General features: G+C 66.4%; 20 protein-coding genes. 12 read left to right on the forward strand and 8 right to left on the reverse strand.

Annotated features, from left to right (window positions below; all coding sequences use genetic code 11):
- The first annotated feature begins 195 nt into the window (after positions 1 to 195).
- The 8 genes from Sj15T_RS01325 to Sj15T_RS01360 all read left to right on the forward strand — a co-directional run bounded on the left by Sj15T_RS01325 (position 196) and on the right by Sj15T_RS01360 (position 6,218).
- Positions 196 to 810, forward strand: a complete 615-nt coding sequence (locus Sj15T_RS01325) for a hypothetical protein (RefSeq protein WP_013039545.1) — start codon at positions 196 to 198, stop codon at positions 808 to 810.
- Positions 811 to 938: 128 nt separating this feature from the next.
- The gene (locus tag Sj15T_RS01330) at positions 939 to 1,088 is read left to right on the forward strand and encodes a lmo0937 family membrane protein (RefSeq protein WP_007687214.1); all 150 of its coding nucleotides are present in this window, start codon (positions 939 to 941) and stop codon (positions 1,086 to 1,088) included.
- A gap of 151 nt (positions 1,089 to 1,239) precedes the next feature.
- A complete protein-coding gene (locus Sj15T_RS01335; protein WP_013039546.1) occupies positions 1,240 to 2,127 on the forward strand; it encodes an iron-containing redox enzyme family protein in 888 nt (295 codons plus the stop codon).
- 6 nt (positions 2,128 to 2,133) lie between these two features.
- Positions 2,134 to 2,487 carry a response regulator gene (locus Sj15T_RS01340; RefSeq protein ID WP_013039547.1) on the forward strand — a complete coding sequence of 118 codons (354 nt, stop codon included), beginning with the start codon at positions 2,134 to 2,136 and terminating at the stop codon, positions 2,485 to 2,487.
- A gap of 15 nt (positions 2,488 to 2,502) precedes the next feature.
- Positions 2,503 to 3,042: a CinA family protein gene (locus Sj15T_RS01345; RefSeq protein ID WP_013039548.1), complete on the forward strand. Its 540-nt coding sequence runs from the start codon at positions 2,503 to 2,505 to the stop codon at positions 3,040 to 3,042.
- The gene (locus Sj15T_RS01350) at positions 3,029 to 5,095 is read left to right on the forward strand and encodes an NAD(+) synthase (protein WP_013039549.1); all 2,067 of its coding nucleotides are present in this window, start codon (positions 3,029 to 3,031) and stop codon (positions 5,093 to 5,095) included. The genes Sj15T_RS01345 and Sj15T_RS01350 overlap by 14 nt, the downstream gene beginning before the upstream one ends.
- 73 nt (positions 5,096 to 5,168) lie before the next feature.
- Entirely contained in the window at positions 5,169 to 5,408 is a 240-nt protein-coding gene (locus tag Sj15T_RS01355) for a hypothetical protein (protein WP_013039550.1), read from the forward strand.
- Between the two features lie 81 nt (positions 5,409 to 5,489).
- On the forward strand, positions 5,490 to 6,218 hold the full coding sequence (locus tag Sj15T_RS01360; RefSeq protein ID WP_007687227.1) for a Crp/Fnr family transcriptional regulator: 729 nt from the start codon (positions 5,490 to 5,492) through the stop codon (positions 6,216 to 6,218).
- 1 nt (position 6,219) lies between these two features.
- On the opposite strand, the gene Sj15T_RS01365 is transcribed toward Sj15T_RS01360, so the two are convergent.
- Complete coding sequence (locus Sj15T_RS01365) at positions 6,220 to 7,521, reverse strand: divalent metal cation transporter (protein ID WP_253720689.1); 1,302 nt, start codon at positions 7,519 to 7,521, stop codon at positions 6,220 to 6,222.
- Between the two features lie 204 nt (positions 7,522 to 7,725).
- Here Sj15T_RS01365 and Sj15T_RS01370 point away from each other — a divergent pair, with 204 nt between their 5' ends.
- The 4 genes from Sj15T_RS01370 to Sj15T_RS01385 are packed head-to-tail and all read left to right on the forward strand — an operon-like array spanning position 7,726 to position 11,451.
- Positions 7,726 to 8,604: a hypothetical protein gene (locus Sj15T_RS01370; RefSeq protein WP_253720690.1), complete on the forward strand. Its 879-nt coding sequence runs from the start codon at positions 7,726 to 7,728 to the stop codon at positions 8,602 to 8,604.
- A gap of 15 nt (positions 8,605 to 8,619) precedes the next feature.
- Positions 8,620 to 9,015, forward strand: a complete 396-nt coding sequence (locus tag Sj15T_RS01375) for a DUF6165 family protein (RefSeq protein WP_007687231.1) — start codon at positions 8,620 to 8,622, stop codon at positions 9,013 to 9,015.
- Complete coding sequence (locus Sj15T_RS01380) at positions 8,993 to 10,081, forward strand: polysaccharide pyruvyl transferase family protein (RefSeq protein ID WP_013039554.1); 1,089 nt, start codon at positions 8,993 to 8,995, stop codon at positions 10,079 to 10,081. Before Sj15T_RS01375 ends, Sj15T_RS01380 begins: the two co-directional genes overlap by 23 nt.
- Entirely contained in the window at positions 10,078 to 11,451 is a 1,374-nt protein-coding gene (locus tag Sj15T_RS01385) for a Coenzyme F420 hydrogenase/dehydrogenase, beta subunit C-terminal domain (RefSeq protein ID WP_013039555.1), read from the forward strand. Before Sj15T_RS01380 ends, Sj15T_RS01385 begins: the two co-directional genes overlap by 4 nt.
- Positions 11,452 to 11,489: 38 nt before the next feature.
- On the opposite strand, the gene Sj15T_RS01390 is transcribed toward Sj15T_RS01385, so the two are convergent.
- The 7 genes from Sj15T_RS01390 to Sj15T_RS01420 are packed head-to-tail and all read right to left on the reverse strand — an operon-like array spanning position 11,490 to position 17,308.
- The gene (locus Sj15T_RS01390) at positions 11,490 to 11,771 is read right to left on the reverse strand and encodes a hypothetical protein (RefSeq protein ID WP_007687246.1); all 282 of its coding nucleotides are present in this window, start codon (positions 11,769 to 11,771) and stop codon (positions 11,490 to 11,492) included.
- Positions 11,772 to 11,786: 15 nt separating this feature from the next.
- On the reverse strand, positions 11,787 to 12,815 hold the full coding sequence (locus Sj15T_RS01395; protein WP_013039556.1) for a Gfo/Idh/MocA family oxidoreductase: 1,029 nt from the start codon (positions 12,813 to 12,815) through the stop codon (positions 11,787 to 11,789).
- Complete coding sequence (locus Sj15T_RS01400; protein ID WP_013039557.1) at positions 12,812 to 13,816, reverse strand: zinc-binding dehydrogenase; 1,005 nt, start codon at positions 13,814 to 13,816, stop codon at positions 12,812 to 12,814. Before Sj15T_RS01400 ends, Sj15T_RS01395 begins: the two co-directional genes overlap by 4 nt.
- Positions 13,813 to 14,928, reverse strand: a complete 1,116-nt coding sequence (locus Sj15T_RS01405) for an inositol-3-phosphate synthase (RefSeq protein WP_013039558.1) — start codon at positions 14,926 to 14,928, stop codon at positions 13,813 to 13,815. Before Sj15T_RS01405 ends, Sj15T_RS01400 begins: the two co-directional genes overlap by 4 nt.
- A 12-nt stretch (positions 14,929 to 14,940) precedes the next feature.
- A complete protein-coding gene (locus tag Sj15T_RS01410) occupies positions 14,941 to 15,864 on the reverse strand; it encodes a beta-xylosidase (protein ID WP_013039559.1) in 924 nt (307 codons plus the stop codon).
- Complete coding sequence (locus Sj15T_RS01415) at positions 15,861 to 16,685, reverse strand: TIGR04290 family methyltransferase (protein WP_013039560.1); 825 nt, start codon at positions 16,683 to 16,685, stop codon at positions 15,861 to 15,863. Before Sj15T_RS01415 ends, Sj15T_RS01410 begins: the two co-directional genes overlap by 4 nt.
- Positions 16,682 to 17,308 carry a histidine phosphatase family protein gene (locus tag Sj15T_RS01420; protein WP_013039561.1) on the reverse strand — a complete coding sequence of 209 codons (627 nt, stop codon included), beginning with the start codon at positions 17,306 to 17,308 and terminating at the stop codon, positions 16,682 to 16,684. Before Sj15T_RS01420 ends, Sj15T_RS01415 begins: the two co-directional genes overlap by 4 nt.
- Positions 17,309 to 17,375 lie beyond the last annotated feature (67 nt).

The raw sequence follows: 17,375 nt of genomic DNA on the forward strand, positions 1-17,375 counted from the left end.
TTCTAATGCATGTTAGGGCGGATGTCCTATGTTCCGGCGCGCAATGGCGGAGTTCTGACGGAAAATATCATCGACCTGAATGAAAACTGATGAACTGGCGGAGGATGCGACAGTCGGCATCCGCTTCATCCAAGTGGAACACAGCCGCCTCATGGTTCGTTCTCGCGTCCTCAAGAAACGAATACAGGAGAGTATATGCGTGAGATCAGTCTTTCCATGCGTGCTTTCGCTGCCGCATCGGCCCTGTTCCTGGCGAGCACGCCCGCAATGGCCGGCGACGAGGAGCGCGCTCTTGCCGCGATTGCGCAGGCCCAGGGTAAAATCGACGCGGCGGGCAAGCTGAAGGCCGGCGACTTCGATCCGGCGGTGCTGGCGAAGGCGCAGGCGTCCCTGCGTCTGGCGCAGGAGCAGCTCAAGAGCGGCAAGGAGCAAGCCGCCATCCGGGCGGCGGTCGAGGCGCAGCAATTTGCCGATACCGCGATCGGCGAAAGCCGCCTGCGCGCCGAAGCCGATGCGCGGATGCAGGCGTCGACGGCCGCGGTCGCGCAGCAGGACGCCGCGGCGGCCAATGCGCGCGCCGAGGCCGCCGAGCGCGCCGCCGTTTCCGCGGCGGCAGACGCGCGTGCCGCCCGCGCCGCCGCGGCGGTGCCCGTGCCCGCTACCACCACGGTGACCACCGAAACCGTCAAGACCGCCCCCGTCACGGCGCGCAAGGCGGCCCCGGTCAAGCGCAAGGTGGTGCGGCGGACGACAAGCCCGGTCCGCGCTTCCGTGGTGGAGAAGACGACCACGACCGTCACCCAGCGCTGAACGGCCAATGGCGCACATGGCGGCTTTCCGAACGGGAGCCGCCATGTTTCGCGCATGACGACCGATCGGGTCGGAACAATCGCGGGCGGCGCGACTTATCAGGCTGACTTTACGCAGCGAGGCCGATCATGTTGTGGACCATCCTTGTCATCCTCCTCATCCTGTGGGCATTGGGCGCGTTCGTCATGCCGGTCGGCGGTGCGTTGATCCATCTGCTGCTGGTGCTGGCGTTGGTTGTGCTGATCTATCAGCTTGTGGCGGGCCGACGGGTTCCCTGATCGTTAAGTTCAGCACGTCCTGAGTAATGTCGGCATTTATCGCGGCAGTCGTTGCGGCGGGCGCATGAAGAGTTGATCCGGATCAGTATGTTTTTTCAGGAACGCACCCGCGATCCGGGATTTTTAGCCATGATGAATGAGAGGTTTTATCGTGGCGACATTATGGGAATATCACGGATCACAATTTTTGCAGCAGCGTTTTCAGGAGGAACTTTCCTACTGGAATCGCGAGCGGCTGTCGCCGGCATTTCCGTCGGACATGACGGCGGACAGGTTCGACCGTGACCGGCGCATGCTCCGGCTGGAGCATGGCTTCATCGAGGAACTGCGGGCCGAGGTCCGCGAGAAGGCGGCGCGGGCGCCGACCGATCCCGACGGGTTCATCGCCTGGTTCGAAGGGCTGAAGGAAAGCGGGCCGGGCCAGCACGATCCGCTTTTTCCGTGGCTGGCGCAGGAAGCGAGCCGGGACGAAATCCGGTGGTTCCTCTCGCAGGAGGCGGCCGGGGAAGCAGGGTTCGACGATCTGGTCGCGCTGACCCAGGTGAAGCTGCCGCCCCGCGCCAAGCTGGAACTGGCGCGCAATTATTGGGACGAGATGGGCCGGGGCAACGCCAAGGGCATGCATGGTCCGATGCTGAGCCAGTTGGTCGACATACTGGACCTCGACATCGGCATCGATAGCACCGCGTGGCAGAGCCTGGCCCTCGCCAATGCGATGACGGCTATGGCGACCTCGCGCTGCCACGCATGGCACAGCGTGGGCGCGCTGGGGGTGATCGAGCTGACCGCGCCGGGCCGCTCCGCGCATGTCGCCCAAGGCCTGCGCCGCATCGGGCTGAGCGGCGGCGAAAGGCGCTATTTCGATCTGCACGCCGTGCTGGACGTCAAGCATAGCCGCGACTGGAACGATGAGGCCATAGCGCCGCTGGTTGCCGAAGACCCCCGGCGGGCCACCGCCATGGCGGAAGGCGCGCTGATCCGCCTGCGATGCGGGCAGCGTTGCTTCGAGCATTATCGCGCCCATTTCGGGCTGGGATGAGGCGCGATGGCGGCGAACCCCAAAATCCTGCTGGTGGAGGATGATCCGGCGATAGCCGGCATCATCGCGGAGTTGCTGGAGGAGGCGGATTACGAAGTGGACGGTCCCCATGCCAGCCTGGCCGACGGCATGGCGGCGGTCGCTGCGGACTTCCCGGCGGGTGCGGTGCTCGACGTGCGGGTGGGGGATGGGGACGTCGGCCTGCTGGCCGACGATCTGGACCGATATGACATCCCTTATCTGTTCTGCACCGGAGCCTTCGCGCATCCCGCGCTGGATGCCCATCCCGGCGCGCCGCTGGTGCCCAAATGGGCCTTGTCCCGACAGTTGATCGATGCCCTGCGCCGGATCGTGCATTAGAAAGAGGATACCCCCATGAGCGCGCCAGATGGAAAGGGCGATACGGCCGAAACCCTGTCGCCGATCATTTCCGAAGATATTGAGAAGGCCGCCGCCGCATTGCTGAAAAACTGCTGTTCCGCGGAACTGACCCTGGCGACGGCGGAAAGCTGCACCGGCGGGTTGCTTGCGTCGCTGCTGACCGATGTGGAGGGCGCAAGCCATGCCTTCGAGCGCGGCTTCGTCGTCTATAGCGAGGATGCCAAATGCGAATTGCTCGGCATCCGCAGCGAGCGGATCGAGGCCTGCGGCGCGGTCAGCCGGGAGGTGGCGGTGGCGATGGCCGAAGGCGCCATCGAACGGTCCCATGCGGACATCGCCCTTGCCGTAACCGGCTATGCCGGCGCGGCGCCGCCGGGGGAGGAGGCGGGCCTGGTCCATTTCGCCTGCGGCAGGCGCGGTGGATCGACGGCGCATCGGGAGGAACATTTCGGCGATATAGGGCGAGGGCCGGTGCGGATCGGCGCGATCCGGGTCGCGCTGGAGATGATGAGGCAGGCCCTTGAGCAAGGTTGAGGATTTCGCGTCGATCCATAGCCACGGCCTGGTCCGCATCGCGGCGGCGACGCCCAGGGGCAGCGTCGGCGATGTGGGAGCCAATGCGCGGGAGATCCGCGCGCTGGCGCAGCAGGCGGCGGACGGCGCGGCCGACCTGGTCCTGTTTCCCGAACTGTGCCTCTCCTCCTATGCGATCGACGACCTGCACTTGCAGGAGGCGCTGCTCGACCGGGTGGAGCGGGAAGCGGCGGCGCTGATCGAGGGGAGCGCAGGCTGGCCGGTGCTGCTGGTCGGCGCGCCGCTTCGCCGCGGTGGGCGGCTCTACAATTGCGCGCTGGTCATCGCGGACGGGCGGCTGCTGGGCGTGGTGCCGAAAAGCTATCTGCCCAATTACCGGGAATATTATGAAAAGCGCTGGTTCGCGCCCGGCGCCGGTCTTTCCGGGCTGGAGATCGATGTCGGCCGCCATGTCGCGCCGTTCGGCACGGACCTGCTGTTCGCGGCCGACGGCTATCCCGACTTCATCTTCCATGTCGAGATCTGCGAGGATTTCTGGGCGCCGCTGCCGCCCTCCACCATGGGGGCGATGGCGGGTGCGCTGATCCTGTGCAATCTTTCGGCATCCAACATCACCATCGGCAAGGCGCGCGACCGGCATCTGCTCTCCGCCTCCCAATCGGTGCGCTGCCAGGCGGCCTATGCCTATTCGGCGGCGGGCGCGGGCGAGAGCACCACCGACATGGCCTGGGACGGGCAGGCCATGGTGCATGAACTGGGCGAACTGCTGGCGGAATCGGAGCGGTTCGGGGATGCGGCCGAGCTGCTTTACGCCGATGTCGATGTGCAACGCCTGCGGCTGGAGCGGATGCGCAACGGCACCTTCAACGACAGCGCCGTCGTTGCGGGCCATCCGGAAACCCGCTTCCGCACCGTCCGTTTTCCCTTTCGGCGCAGTGGCGGGGACGTGGGCCTGCATCGGTCGCTCACCCGCTTTCCCTTCGTCCCCGCCGATCCGGCGCAGCTTGCGGCGGATTGCTACGAGGCTTTCAATATCCAGGTCGAGGGGTTGGTCACGCGCTTTCGGGCCACGGCGGGCAAGCATTTCGTCATCGGCGTGTCGGGCGGGCTGGATTCCACCCACGCGCTGATCGTCGCCGCCAAGGCCTGCGACCGGCTGGGCCTGCCGCGCTCCGCCATATTGGGCTATACCATGCCGGGCTTCGCCACGGGCGAACTGACCAAGGGCAATGCCTGGGCGCTGATGAACGCGTTGGGCGTCGCGGGGGAGGAGATCGACATCCGTCCCGCCGCGCGCCAGATGCTGGGCGACATGGGCCATCCCTTCGCGCTGGGAGAGCCGGTCTATGACGTGACCTTCGAAAATGTGCAGGCGGGGCTGCGCACCGACTATCTGTTCCGGTTGGCCAATCGCCATGGCGGCTTCGTGGTGGGCACGGGCGACCTCAGCGAACTGGCGCTGGGCTGGTGCACCTATGGCGTGGGCGACCAGATGAGCCATTATGCGGTCAACAGCGCCATTCCCAAGACGCTGATCCAGTTCCTGATCCGCTGGTGCATCGCGACCGGCCAGTTCGACGCGGCGACCGCCCGGATATTGGACGCGATAGTGCATACCGAAATCTCGCCCGAACTGGTGCCGGCGGGGGAGGACGGCGCCTTGCAGAGCACGGAGGATCGGGTCGGCCCCTATGCGCTCAACGATTTCTTCCTGCATCACATCGCGCGCCTGGGCCTGCCGCCGTCGAAGGTCGCCTTTCTGGCATGGCACGCCTGGCGGGACGCCGGGAAGGGCGCGTGGCCGGCCGATTATCCGGAGAGCGCCAAATGCGCCTATGACCTGCCGACGATCCGCCATTGGCTGGAGAATTTCCTCCACCGCTTCTTCGCGATCAGCCAGTTCAAGCGGTCCGCGCTGCCCAATGGGCCGAAAGTCTCCTCCGGCGGCGCGCTGTCCCCCCGCGGCGACTGGCGGGCGCCGTCGGACGGGACTGCGACTGTCTGGATCGACGAATTGGCCCATGCCCTGGATGGCGATGAAAATAGAGCCTGATCCACGTCGAAGTCTTCACTCGGCGCGGTGACCACATGTTGGAACAATAGTCTGAACACGGATTTTATGATCGATGCCGATATTTCACATTCACCTGTTCAATGACGATAATGTGATCGACGAGGCCGGCCAGCAATTCGCCGACGTGGCGGAGGCGCGGGCCGAAGCCGTCCGCAGCGGGCGCGAAATCATCGCGGAACATGTCATTCACGGCCGGCCGATCGACCTGGATCATCACCTGGTCCTGCAGGACGATCAGGGCCGAAGGTTGGAAACGATATATTTCCGCGATGTCGTGACGTTCGATGGCTGACCTGCGAGGATTCCGCGGGGCGCCCCTGTCGCGCATCATCGCCTTGCGGCCCCTGCGTCCCATGATGTGGAGCATCGGCTGATGCCGCATCCAGCCTTGCAACTGTTCCTCAACCGCCTTCTGCTTCGCTCCGCGCTGGCGGAGGAGGAACGGCAGGCGATCCTGTCCATGCGCGTCCATCCGGCGCAGGTGTCGCCCAATGTCGACATCGTCCCTCCCGGCCGTCTGGTGACCTATTCCTGCCTGGTGGCGGAGGGGCTTGCAGGGCGGTTCGGGCAGTTGCCGAGCGGCCTGCGCCAGATCACGGCGATGTATATTCCCGGCGACATGTGCGACCTGCATTCCGCGATGCTGCCGCGGGTGGAATGGGCGTTGCAGGCCCTGTCGGCGCCGCTTGCCTATCTGAAGATCCCGCATGAGGAATTGCTGCGGGTATCGCGAACCTATCCCCGCGTGGCGGAGGCCTTTTGGCGCGACTGCGTGGTCGACGCCTCCATCATCGCGCAATGGGTGGTCAGCCTGGGCAGGCGGGACGCGACGGCGCGCACCGCGCATCTGCTGTGCGAAATGGCGTTGCGCCTGGAATGCGCGGGTCAGGGCTCTAGGGAGGCCTTCGAACTCAAGGCGACGCAGGCGCACATCGCCGACGCGCTGGGCATCACGCCGGTGCACATGAACCGCGTCGTCCGCGGGCTGAGGCTGCAGGGCGTCCTGTCCTGGACCGGGCGCACCATCCGCGTGCTGGACTGGGACGGCCTCGTCCGCATCGCGAGCTTCGACAGCGGTTATCTGGAAATCCCTCGGGAATAGCTCACAGCAGCCAGCTTGCCGCCAGCGACAGGGCGCAGAGGAAGGTGACGCCGGTCGTCGTCCAGCCCAGCAGGTTGGTCCAGCGGCCATTGGTGCGCGCGCCGACCACGGCCGGGCGGTTGGTGAGCAGCATCATGAGCAGCAGCAGCGGCGGCACGGAAAAGCCCTGGACGATGCCCGACCAGACCAGCGCCTTCATCGGGTTGAAGCCCAGGAAGTTCATCGCCACAGCCAGCACCGTCACCGCCGCGATGATGGCATAGAACAGCCTGTTGTCCTGCGGCGCGTCATGCAGGCTGCCCGCGCGGCCCAGCCCCTGCACCACGTCATAGGCCGCGCCCGTGGTCATCACCGGCACCGCCAGGAAACCCACCCCTACCACGCCGGCGGCGAAGAGGAATTTCGCGGCCTGACCGGCGATGGGCTCCAGCGCGGCGGCGGCGTCGGCGGCGGTCTCGATCTCCGTCCGTCCGGCGGCGTGGAGGGTGATGCCGGTCGCGAGCAGGATGAAATAGAGGATGAGGTTGGAAAAGATCATGCCGGTCAGCACGTCGCGGCTCGTCCGCTTCATCTCCGACGCGGTCGCGCCCTTGCGCTGCCAGGGCCGGCGGCGGCCCAGGGCGATCTGCTCCTCCACCTCCTGATTGGATTGCCAGGTGTAGATATAGGCGGAAAGCGAGGTGCCTATGCAGGCGACGATCAGCGACAGCGATTGCGCATCGATCCTGAGCGCGGGGATGAAGGTGGCGCGCAGCACCGCGACCGGATCGGGCCGGGCCATGACCGCCGCCGCCACATAGGCGAGGAGGATGAGCGCCAGCCAGCGGAACACGCGCCGGATGAGCATGTAGGAACCGAAATATTGCAGCGCGAAGATGATCGCCGCCGCGCCCACCACGATCAGCGGCACCGGGATGGGCACCAGCAGGTTGAGCGCCGCGCCGATGCCGCCCAGGTCCGCCGCCGCCTCTATGATGTTGCCGGCGAAGGCGAGCGTCACCAGCGGCAGCAGCAGCCAGCGCGGGAACTGATCGCGGATGCAGGCGAACAGGCCGTTGCCATAGACCTGCCCGATCTTCGCCGACAGATAGACGACGACATACATCATCGGCAGCAGGACCGGCGCGATCCACAGAAAGGCAAGGCCGTAGCGCGCCCCAGCGCTGGCGTAGGTGCCGATCGCGGAGGGATCGTCGTCGGCGGCGCCCGTCACGATGCCGGCGGCGAGCATCTTCATGACGCCCCGGCGCGGCCTGTCCATCGGCATGCCGGTTTTCAGCGGTTCACGGGAATGGGCAGTCAATTTCCACCTCGAACGGGCAAAGCCGTGGTTCAACACGGCAGGCACGGCAGGAGGTGCATGGCCGTTAATCCATGATAGCGGGCCGGTTTCCAATATGCGCCGATGCCGGATTTTCGATCACATGGGTTAGCGGATCGGCGGGGTGGCGCCGCCGGCCCGGAACGCGCTCCGCCGGAGGGGAATTGGGGCGGCATGGCGGATCAAATGGCAGATTGGGCGGCTGCGATGCGGGCGGGGGACCATGCCGCTGCCTGGGCGATTTCGGAACGGGAACTCCAGCGCCGCGACCCCGCCCGCCGGGACGATCAGGCGCTGCCCTATCATCAGCGCTGGGTATGGGACGGGCGGCCCTATGACGGCAGGCATTGCCTGGTGCGCTGCTATCATGGGTTGGGCGACAGCATCCAGTTCGCCCGCTTCCTGCCGATACTCGCGGCGCGCGCGGCGTCGCTGACGGTGGAGATGCAGCCGCGCCTGATCGACATCATCGCCGGACCGGGCGGCGTCGTCCGCTTTCTCCCCTTTCTGGACGCCCATCCGATGCCGCCGTCCGAATGCGACCTGGAGATCACCGAACTGGACTTCGCGCTTCGGCTGACCCCAGCCGATGCGCCGATGCCCTATCTCGCGCCGGAAAGGGGCGTGCTGCCGCATGGTTGCGTCGGGCTTTGCCATGGCGCTGGGTCGTGGGACGCGGCGCGTTCCATACCGCCGCACCTGCTGGCGCCGATCTGCGCCATGGCGCCCTGCATCAGCCTGATGCCCGAACCGACGACGCTGCCCGTGCTGAACCCGGACGGATGCCCCTTCGACATGAAGGCGACGGCGGCGCTGGTCGCCGCGACGGAGCTTGTCATAACCGTGGACACGATGATCGCGCATCTGGCCGGCGCCATGGGCAAGCCGACCTGGCTGCTGCTGAAGTCCGATCCCGACTGGCGCTGGCCGGTGGGCGCGCGCGGCACGCCCTGGTATCCGTCCATGCGCATTTATGCCCAGCAGAGCGCCGGGGACTGGGAAACGCCATTGGCCGAACTGGCGCGCGACCTTGCCGCCCATCCGGCGATCACAGCGGAAAGGTAGCTGAACATGGGAGACATGCCGACCCCGTCCGTGCCCGTGTCCTGGGGGGAGTTGCTGGACAAGATGACGATCCTGCAGATCAAGCAGGAGCGGATCGCCACGCCCGCGGCGCGGGACAATGTGGGCAGGGAATATCGGTTGCTGAGCGCCATTGGCGGGCAGGCCCTGCGGGATGGGGCCGTGGGCGGACTGGTCGAAAGCCTGAAGCGGGTGAACGAGGCGCTTTGGGAAATCGAGGACGCGATCCGGGGGGAGGAGGCGGCGGCGCGGTTCGGCGCGTCCTTCATCGACCTTGCCCGGTCGGTCTACCGGATGAACGACCGGCGCGCCGCGATCAAGCGGGAGATCAACCGCCTGCTGCAATCCGAACTGGTGGAGGAAAAAAGCTATGCCGCCTGCGCGGGGGATTGAGATGCGGCGGCTGGGCGTCCTGACATTCCACCGTTGTATCAACTACGGTTCCTATTGGCAGGCGCGCTGCCTGGTCGAGGGATTGCGCGGCATGGGCGTCGAGGCCGAATTGCTGGACCATGACTCGTCGCGCGTCACCCGGGCCGAGCTTCGCTGCGCGCTCAGCCCTACCCTGCCGCAGCGGACGCCGCGCAGCGATTTTCCGGCCTATGCGCGCAAGACCCGGAAATTTCGCGAGGCGTTCGGGCGATTGCCCCTGTCGCGCCGGTTTCCCATCGATCGGCCGGAAGAGATGGGGGATTATGACGCCGTCATCGTCGGCAGCGACGAGGTGTGGAACCTGCGTCATCCTTGGTATGGGGGCTGTCCGGCCTTTTACGGAACGGGGGTTCGCGGAACGCTGATCTCCTATGCGGCCAGTTTCGGCAACCAGAATGCGTCGGATGGACTGTCCGACCATTGGGCCAGCCAGATCGGCAACTTCGCCTCTATTTCCGTGCGCGACGAAAACAGTCGTCGGATGATCAGAACCGCGCTGGGGCATGATCCCGACGTCGTGCTGGACCCTTGCCTGCAATTTCCCGGACCGGCAGCGCGCAGGGGCGCGTCGGGCGAAGGCTATGTGGCGCTTTACGGTCATAATTTCCCGGAGTGGTTCTGTCTTTCCGTCCGCCACTGGGCAAGGGCGCGCGGGCTCCCGATCCGCAGCATAGGCTATCGCAACGACTGGGCGGACGAGCAATGGCTGGAGGCAGGGCCGCTGGAATTTGCCGAGCTGATGGCGGGCGCGGACGCGGTCGTCACCAATTTCTTCCACGGCTGCGTCTTCGCCCTGCTGAATGGGCGTCCTTTCGTCACGGCGCCCTCCGCCTACCGCATGAACAAGGTGCGCGACCTGATGCAGGGGCTGGGCGCGGAACGGCACATGATCCTGCCGGAGGATGATGACCGGACCGTCGCCCGCCGCCTCGACGAACTGCCCGCGCCGGCGGTGCGGCAGCGCATCGATCGATTGCGGGCGCGGTCGAGCGATTTCCTGCGCCGGGCGCTGGCGATGGCGTCATGAGCGCTGCCGCGGTCAGCCCCCGCGACATGGTTTCGTCGGGCCTCTGCATCGGCTGCGGCGGTTGCGTCGCGCAGGCCCGACCGGGACAGGCCCGGCTGGAATGGAACAAGGACGGGCATCTCAACCCGGTCGGCGACCGGGACTGGTATCGGCGGCCCAGCGAAGGCCTTTCGGCATGCTGCCCTTTCTCTCCGCGCGCCATGGATGAGGATGAGATCGCCCGGCGGCGCTTTCCGGCGGCAGCGGCGCAGGATGATCATATCGGCCGTTTCGATGCCGCCTATGTCGGCCATGCCGCCGAAGCAGGTTATCGCGAGAGGGGCAGTTCCGGCGGCATGGTAAGCTGGGTCGCGGGCGAACTGTTGCGGCGGGGGATGGTGGACGGCGTGGCGCATGTGACGCGGGCCGATCCCGCAACCGAGGGGCGTCTGTTCCGCTATCGCATAGCGCGCGATCTTCCCGCTTTATGGGAGGGAGCGCAGTCGCGCTACTATCCCGTCGACATGGCCGAAGTGCTGCGCGAGATCCGGGAGGTGCCGGGCCGCTATGCCATCGTCGGCATTCCCTGCTTCATCAAGGCGGTGCATCTCGCCTGCGCCGCCGATCCGTTGCTGCGGGCGCGCATTGTCTTCACCTTGGGCCTGGTGTGCGGGCATATGAAGAGCCGTCATATGGTGGCCAGCTTCGCCCGGCAGATGGGTCTGCGCCCGGCGTCGGTCCGGCAGATCGACTATCGGGTGAAGGACGCGGCGCGGCCGGCCAACTGGTACAGGGCGCGGCTTGCCGACCACGCCGGCGAGCAGCGGATGCAGGATTGGTGGCACCTGGTGGATGGGGACTGGGGGGCGGGATTCTTCCAGAACCGCGCCTGCGACTTTTGCGACGATGTGGTGGCGGAGACCGCCGACATCGCTTTTGGCGATGCCTGGGTGGAACCCTATTCCTCCGACGGGCGGGGCACCAATGTCGTGGTGGTGCGATCGTCCGCGCTGCATGCGATGCTGCGCGAAGGGATCGATGCGGGAAGGCTGGCCTTGCAGCCCGTCGCCGCCGGTTTCGTGCGGGAAACGCAGGCGGCGGGCTTCCGCCAGCGGCGGGAAGGGCTGGCCTATCGGCTTTGCTGGCGGAAGGCGGGCGTCCGGCCGCGCAAGCGCGTGCGGCCGGGCAGCGCGGGCCTGCCGTGGCGGCGCAGGATGATCTATCGGCTGCGCCACGCGATCAGCAGGGGCAGCGGCAGGGTGTTCCGGCTGGCCGAGGCTGTGGGCAGGCCCGGCCTGTTCCTGCTCTGGGCGCGGGCCATGCTGAAGCTCTACCACGGCCTTGCTTATTCGCGGGGATGGCTGGGGAGGGTGTTGGACCGTTTCGCGTGACCCTTGGCAGCAATGGTCAGCGGGCGCCCGTTGCGCCCTTACCCCTTGTCGCGTTCCACGAATTTGTTGAACCGGCTTTCCTTCCCGTCCTTCGTCTTGTCCTGATAGAGGAAGGCGAGCTTGTTCTCATCGAAGATGCGGAAGAATTCATCCCACTCGATTTCGTCCAGCGCGTCGTCCTCCTCGCGAAAGTCGATGCGCAGCAGGCCGCCGCCCTTTCCATTGTCCTCGGTCGCCTTGACGATTGTGGGGCGGCCGCCGCGATCCTCCACCCATTTGCGGATGGTGTCATGGTCGGTGGTCGTGTCCGATGCGCTCATGATGCATTCCTTTCCTTATCTTGTCGCGGCGGCATAGATGCCGTCCATGATGTCGGCCACATGCGCCAGTTCTTCGCATCCCGGATCGAAGCGGGGGGAGCGGGCCAGCTTTTCGGCCCATTCCCCCGCCATCCGGCCGCCCCATGGATCGCCGGGCTCGGACAGCGCCTCCCGCGCCGTGCCGCGGAACAGCTCTGCCCGGAAGTCGTAGAAGGAGCCGCCGATGTTGCGGAAGGCGGCGCCCGCCTTGTCGCCGTAGAAATCGGCGGCGATCACCGCATCCTGCCCCGCATGGAGGTTCCAGGAGCAGGCGATCCGGACCATGCGCCCGTCCGCCAGATGCAGCGTCGCCATGCCGAGATCCTCGACCTGCCGGCCGCGATCCTCCAGCGGGCGTCCTTTCGCGAAGAGGGCGGCCTCTATCCGCTCCACCTCAGGGAAGTCGAGCACCCAGAGCGCCAGGTCGATCAGATGCACGCCAAGGTCCATCATGCAGCCGCCGCCCGACAGTAAGGGATCGTGGAACCACGGCTTGTCCGGGCCATAGGCGTTGTGGAAGATGAGGTCGACGGCATGGACATGGCCCAGTTGGCCGGCGCGGACATGATCCCGCAGGGCGCGCATTCCTGCGGTGCCGCGATAGGACAGGTCGACGCCCAGCAGCCGGTCGGCGGCGCGGGCGGCATCGATCACTGCGCGGACCTCCGCCCCGGTGCGGCCCAGCGGCTTCTGGCAGAAGACCGGCACGCCCCGCTCCAGCGCACGGATCGACTGTTCTGAGTGGAGCGCGCTGGGGGTGGCGATGACGATGCCGTCGAGCGGCTGTTCCAGCAAGGCGTCGAGCGAGTCTAGCCGCACCGCGTCGGGAGCGAGCAGGGCTGCCTCCGCACCGTTGCCGGGCAGGGCGTCGGCAATGGCGGCGGCCTCTATCCCGCCGGTCGCCAGCATAGCCTCCATCCGGTTGCGGCCGATCCAGCCCACGCCCAGAAAGCCGATGCGCGGGCGGGTGAGGAGGGCGGGGGCAGGAGCGATGGCGGCACTCATGGGACGATGATCGCTTTTACGAAGCCGTCCGGCTTGTCCCGCGTGGCGTCCAGCGCCTCGCCCAGCCGGTCGAGCGGATAGCGGTGGGTGATGAGCGGCGCGGGATCGATGCGGCCGGAGGCGACGGCCGCGACCGCTTCCCTCATCCCCTCAACATAGGCCGCCGGATCGCGCTCATGCGCGTTGATGACGTCGATGCCGCGCCAGTTCCACAGCCACATGTTCACCTGGCGCGGCCCGTCCTGATGATAGCCCGCGACGATCAGCTTGCCGCGTTCGGCGGTGAGTTCGCCCGCCAGGTCGAGCGGCCATTGCTTGCCCACCGCCTCTATCGTCCGTTCGCAGAAGCGTCCTTCGGTGAGCGCGCCGACCCGATCGATGATCGCCTGATGATCGTCCATCGCGATCGTCTCCGCCGCGCCGTGATCGCGGGCGAGGTCGAGCGAGGAGGGGCGCCGCGAAATGGCGATGACGCGGGCTCCGGCCTCCGTCGCCAGCCGAGTGAGCAGCGCCCCCAGAAAGCCGATGCCGATGATCGCGACGGTATGGCCCAGCTGGATGTCGGCGCGGCGGAAGATGTTGAACGCGCACCCCAGGGGCTCGCCGGGGAAGGGCAGCCCGTCCAGTTCGGGCGGCAGCCGCACGATGGCGCTTTCGTCCGCGAGGTCATGGTCGGCATAGCTGGCATAGGAAAGCGCGGCCACGCGGTCCCCGACAGTTACCGAGGTCACGTCCTTCCCGATGGCATCGACAATGCCCCAGCCCTCATGGCCGAGCGCGCCCGGCTCCAGCGGGAAGCCTTGCCATTCCGGTCCCGCCCAGGGGGTGAGGTTGGAGGCGCAGACGCCGCATCCCTCCAGCCTTATGCGGACCTGGCCGGGGCCGGGCCGCGGCAGCGGAACCTGGTCGATCCGCACCGCGCCGGGGCCGGCGACAATCGCCGCGCGCATCGTCGCCGCCTTTTCGGCCGTTTCGGGCTCCGCCATCAGCAATGCGCTCATTCCGCCGCCAGCGCGATCGCGCCCTCCCCACGAATGAAGGCCTCCAGCGCTTCATGCGCCCGGTCATCTGTCATCTGCATCGGCGGATGCTTGCAGAAATAGGCGGCCGCGGGATGGATGGGACCGCCCAGACCGCGATCCAGCGCGATCTTGGCGCAACGGATCATGTCGATGGCGACGCCCGCCGAATTGGGGCTGTCCTCCACCGACAGGCGCAGTTCCAGGTTCATCGGCACGCCGCCGAAGAGTTGCCCTTCCATGCGCAGGAAACAAACCTTGTTGTCATTTTGCCAGGCGACATAATCGGACGGTCCGATATGGATATTCTCATCCTCCAGCCGGGTTTCCGCGACCGACTGCACGGCTTCGGTCTTGGAAATCTTCTTCGACTTCAGTCGCGAACGGTTCGACATGTTAAGGAAGTCGGTATTGCCGCCGGTGTTGAGCTGATAGGTGCGGTCCAGCTTCACGCCCCGCTTGGCGAACAGATCGGTGAGTACCCGATGGACGATGGTCGCGCCCAATTGCGCCTTGATGTCGTCCCCGATGATCGGCACGCCGGCCCGCTCGAACCGTTCCGCCCAATCCGGGTCGCTGGCGATGAAGACCGGGATGTTGTTGACGAAGGCGACGCCCGCTTCCAGCGCGCATTGCGCGTAGAATTCCGTCGCCTGCTGCGATCCCACGGGCAGATAGTTGAGCAGCACGTCCACCTTCGCCTCGCGCAGCCGCTTTACCACCTGCGCGCGGTCGGGCTCGGCGGCGTCGGCAGGCAGGAAGGTGCGCTCGTCGGGATGGTCGGCCATGTGGTCCGCGCAGCCGTCCAGCAGGCGGCCCATCTCCACCTTCACCCCGCTTGGGCGGATGTCGCCGCAGAAGGTCTGGGTGCAATTGGGCCTGGCGAAGATCGCTTCGGCGATGTCGCGGCCGACCTTTCGCCGGTCGATGTCCCAGGCGGCGGCCAACCGGATGTCGCAGGGGCGATAGCCGCCCAGTTCCCAATGCATCAGGCCGCTATGGTCGTTGCTTTCGGCGCGATAGTGCGACAGGCCCTGCACCAGCGAACTGGCGCAATTGCCGACGCCGACGATGCCGATGTTGATGGCTTGCATGATGCGTCTCCGTCAGGCGGTGCGGGCGACCGGCTGGGCGGCCGATGCCGGGGCGTAGCGGTCGATCATCCAGGCGCAGAAATCGGCGAAGGCCTGCGGATCGTGGACCGCGCTGCTGTGATGGGGGGCGATGCCCAGATGTTCGGGCGTGAAGCAGAAGGTGACGGTGACGTCGAAATCGCCGAGCGCCTCCATCTGCCGATCGAACCAGTCGACCGCATTGGGACGGAAGCTGTCGGCCCAGCTCAGGCCGGTGCGCAACTGCTTCACCCCCAGCCGCTTCATCCAGCCGACGGCATCGTCCAGGCGCGGATCATTGAAATGGAACCATTGCATCAGCCCCATCTCGCCAGCGACCCTGGCATAGTCGTCCAGCGCAGGCTTGGGCGTGCCGTCGGCGCGGATCAGGCCCATGTAGAAATGGCGGTAATAGCTCGATCCTTCCGCCTCGCGATGGCGCGTGGTCGCGCCCCATTCCTGCGGCAGGTCGTAGAGGCTGTACCAGTAGATGCGCGGCACCCGCCCGATCAGCAGTTCGGCGGTGCGGTTGAGGCCGAAGACCTGAACTTCCTCCGCGCCGAAGGAGCCAACGCCGACCTCCGTCACCCAAACCGGCTTGTCGGGCGCCACCGCCTCGATCTCCACGATCCTGGCCGGCCAGTCGTTGAGCGGCCAGAGGTTCCAGTCGAGCGGGAAGCCGTGCACCGCCACGACATCCACCGCGTCCAGCGCGCCATGGTCGCGCATCCGGTTCACCCAATGCGGATCGATGGGCGACATGCCGCCCAGCACGCGGGTCACGGCCGGATTGGCGTCGGCAATGGCGGCGCCCGCGCGGATCACCATGTCGGCATAGAGCGACCAGTCGGGGTCGACCTCCGGGTCCCAATGCGACTTGTTGTTGGGTTCGTTCCAGATCATCGCGGCTTCGATCATGCGCCGGGTTCCTCCTCTGGTCCTTTGGCTGGATAGACGGCCGGCTTGCCCATCAGCTCCCCGAAGGGGACCGGGACGGCGCGGCAGAGATAGACCTCCTCCTCCGGCTCGGCCTCTATGGTGAAGCCGGCGGCGCGCAGCAGCGCCTGCGCGCCGGCCTTGTTCGGCGCCCACCAGTTGGTCCAGTCATGCGCGAATTTCCGTTCGATGAAGTGCAGGCGCGGATAGGCCGGATTGTCGAAGAAGCCGGGCGGGCGGTTGGTGCCGGGGACGTGGAAAGAGTGATCCTCCGGCACCAGCAGCACGTCGGACGAACCCTGCTGCATGGTCTGGAACAGCAGCATGTCGCCCGCCACATGTTCGCGGATCAGGTCGAGCGCGAGCAGGGGGTGCCGCAGATGGTAGAGCACGCCCATGAAGATCACGAGGTCGAAGCGGCGGCCGAGCTTTCCGACATCATAGACGGACAGGTTGCGGAACTCGATACCGTCATGGCCCAGCGCTTCGGCGGCGAAACGGGCCTGGGCAAGATAGCGGTCGTCGGAATCGATGCCGAGGACTTCCGCCGCGCCGCGGCGTTTCATCTCGATCGAATAGAAGCCGGCGTTGCAGCCGATGTCGAGCACCGATTTTCCCGACAGGTCTTCGGGAATGGCGTCCGCAAAGCGCGCGAACTTGAAGGCGGGATAATCGCCCAGGAAATGGTCCGGCGCGGTTTCCATGCCGCCGATGCGAAGATTGTGGAACCATGGGCCCAATTCCTCGATCTGGCGGCGCAACGCGTCGGTCTTGCGGTCGGCTGCGAGATTCACTGTCTTCATGCGGGCACCTCGTTCAATCGGGTCACGCTGCCGCCGGCCGACCCCAGCAGGATCGTGCTGATCGAACCGGGATCGACTTCGAACCTCAGCAGATTGTCGAGGCTGAGGCCGAGATAATGCGCGATCGTCCCGCGGATGATGTCGCAATGGGTGACGCAGAGGATGGTGGCCCCCGTGTTTTCCCGCGCGACCGTTTCCAGATGCCGGACGGTCCGGGCGACTGCGCCGCCCATCGTCTCTCCGCCCGGCGTCGCGCTGGTGGAGCGGCTGCGGTTCCAGTCGCGCCAGCGCGGGTCTTGCTCCAGTTCCGGAAAGGATCGTCCGTTCCAGGAGCCGAAATCGACCTCGTCCAGATCGGGGGCGATGACGACCTCCAGCCCCAGGGCTTGGGCGATGATCGACGCGGTTTCCACCGTGCGCCGGCGCGGGCTGGCATGGATGGCGTCTATGGCGTGCAGGCCACGCCATGCCGCGACGCCGGCTGCCTGCACGCGGCCGCGCGCGGTGAGGGGCGACATGCCCGCCCGCCCACTCAGCAGCCGTCCATATTCGCCATGCATCCCATGCCGGATCAGGTGAAAGCAGGTAAGCGGCGGTTCGCGGGAGGAAGACAGCATCAACATAGATGCTGCTTAACAGGATCGGGAGAAGGAAAGTTCCATAGCCGTAATTCTCAAAAAGGTAAATGGA

It is taken from the genome of Sphingobium sp. TA15, from assembly GCF_037101235.1.
GTDB lineage: Bacteria > Pseudomonadota > Alphaproteobacteria > Sphingomonadales > Sphingomonadaceae > Sphingobium > Sphingobium indicum.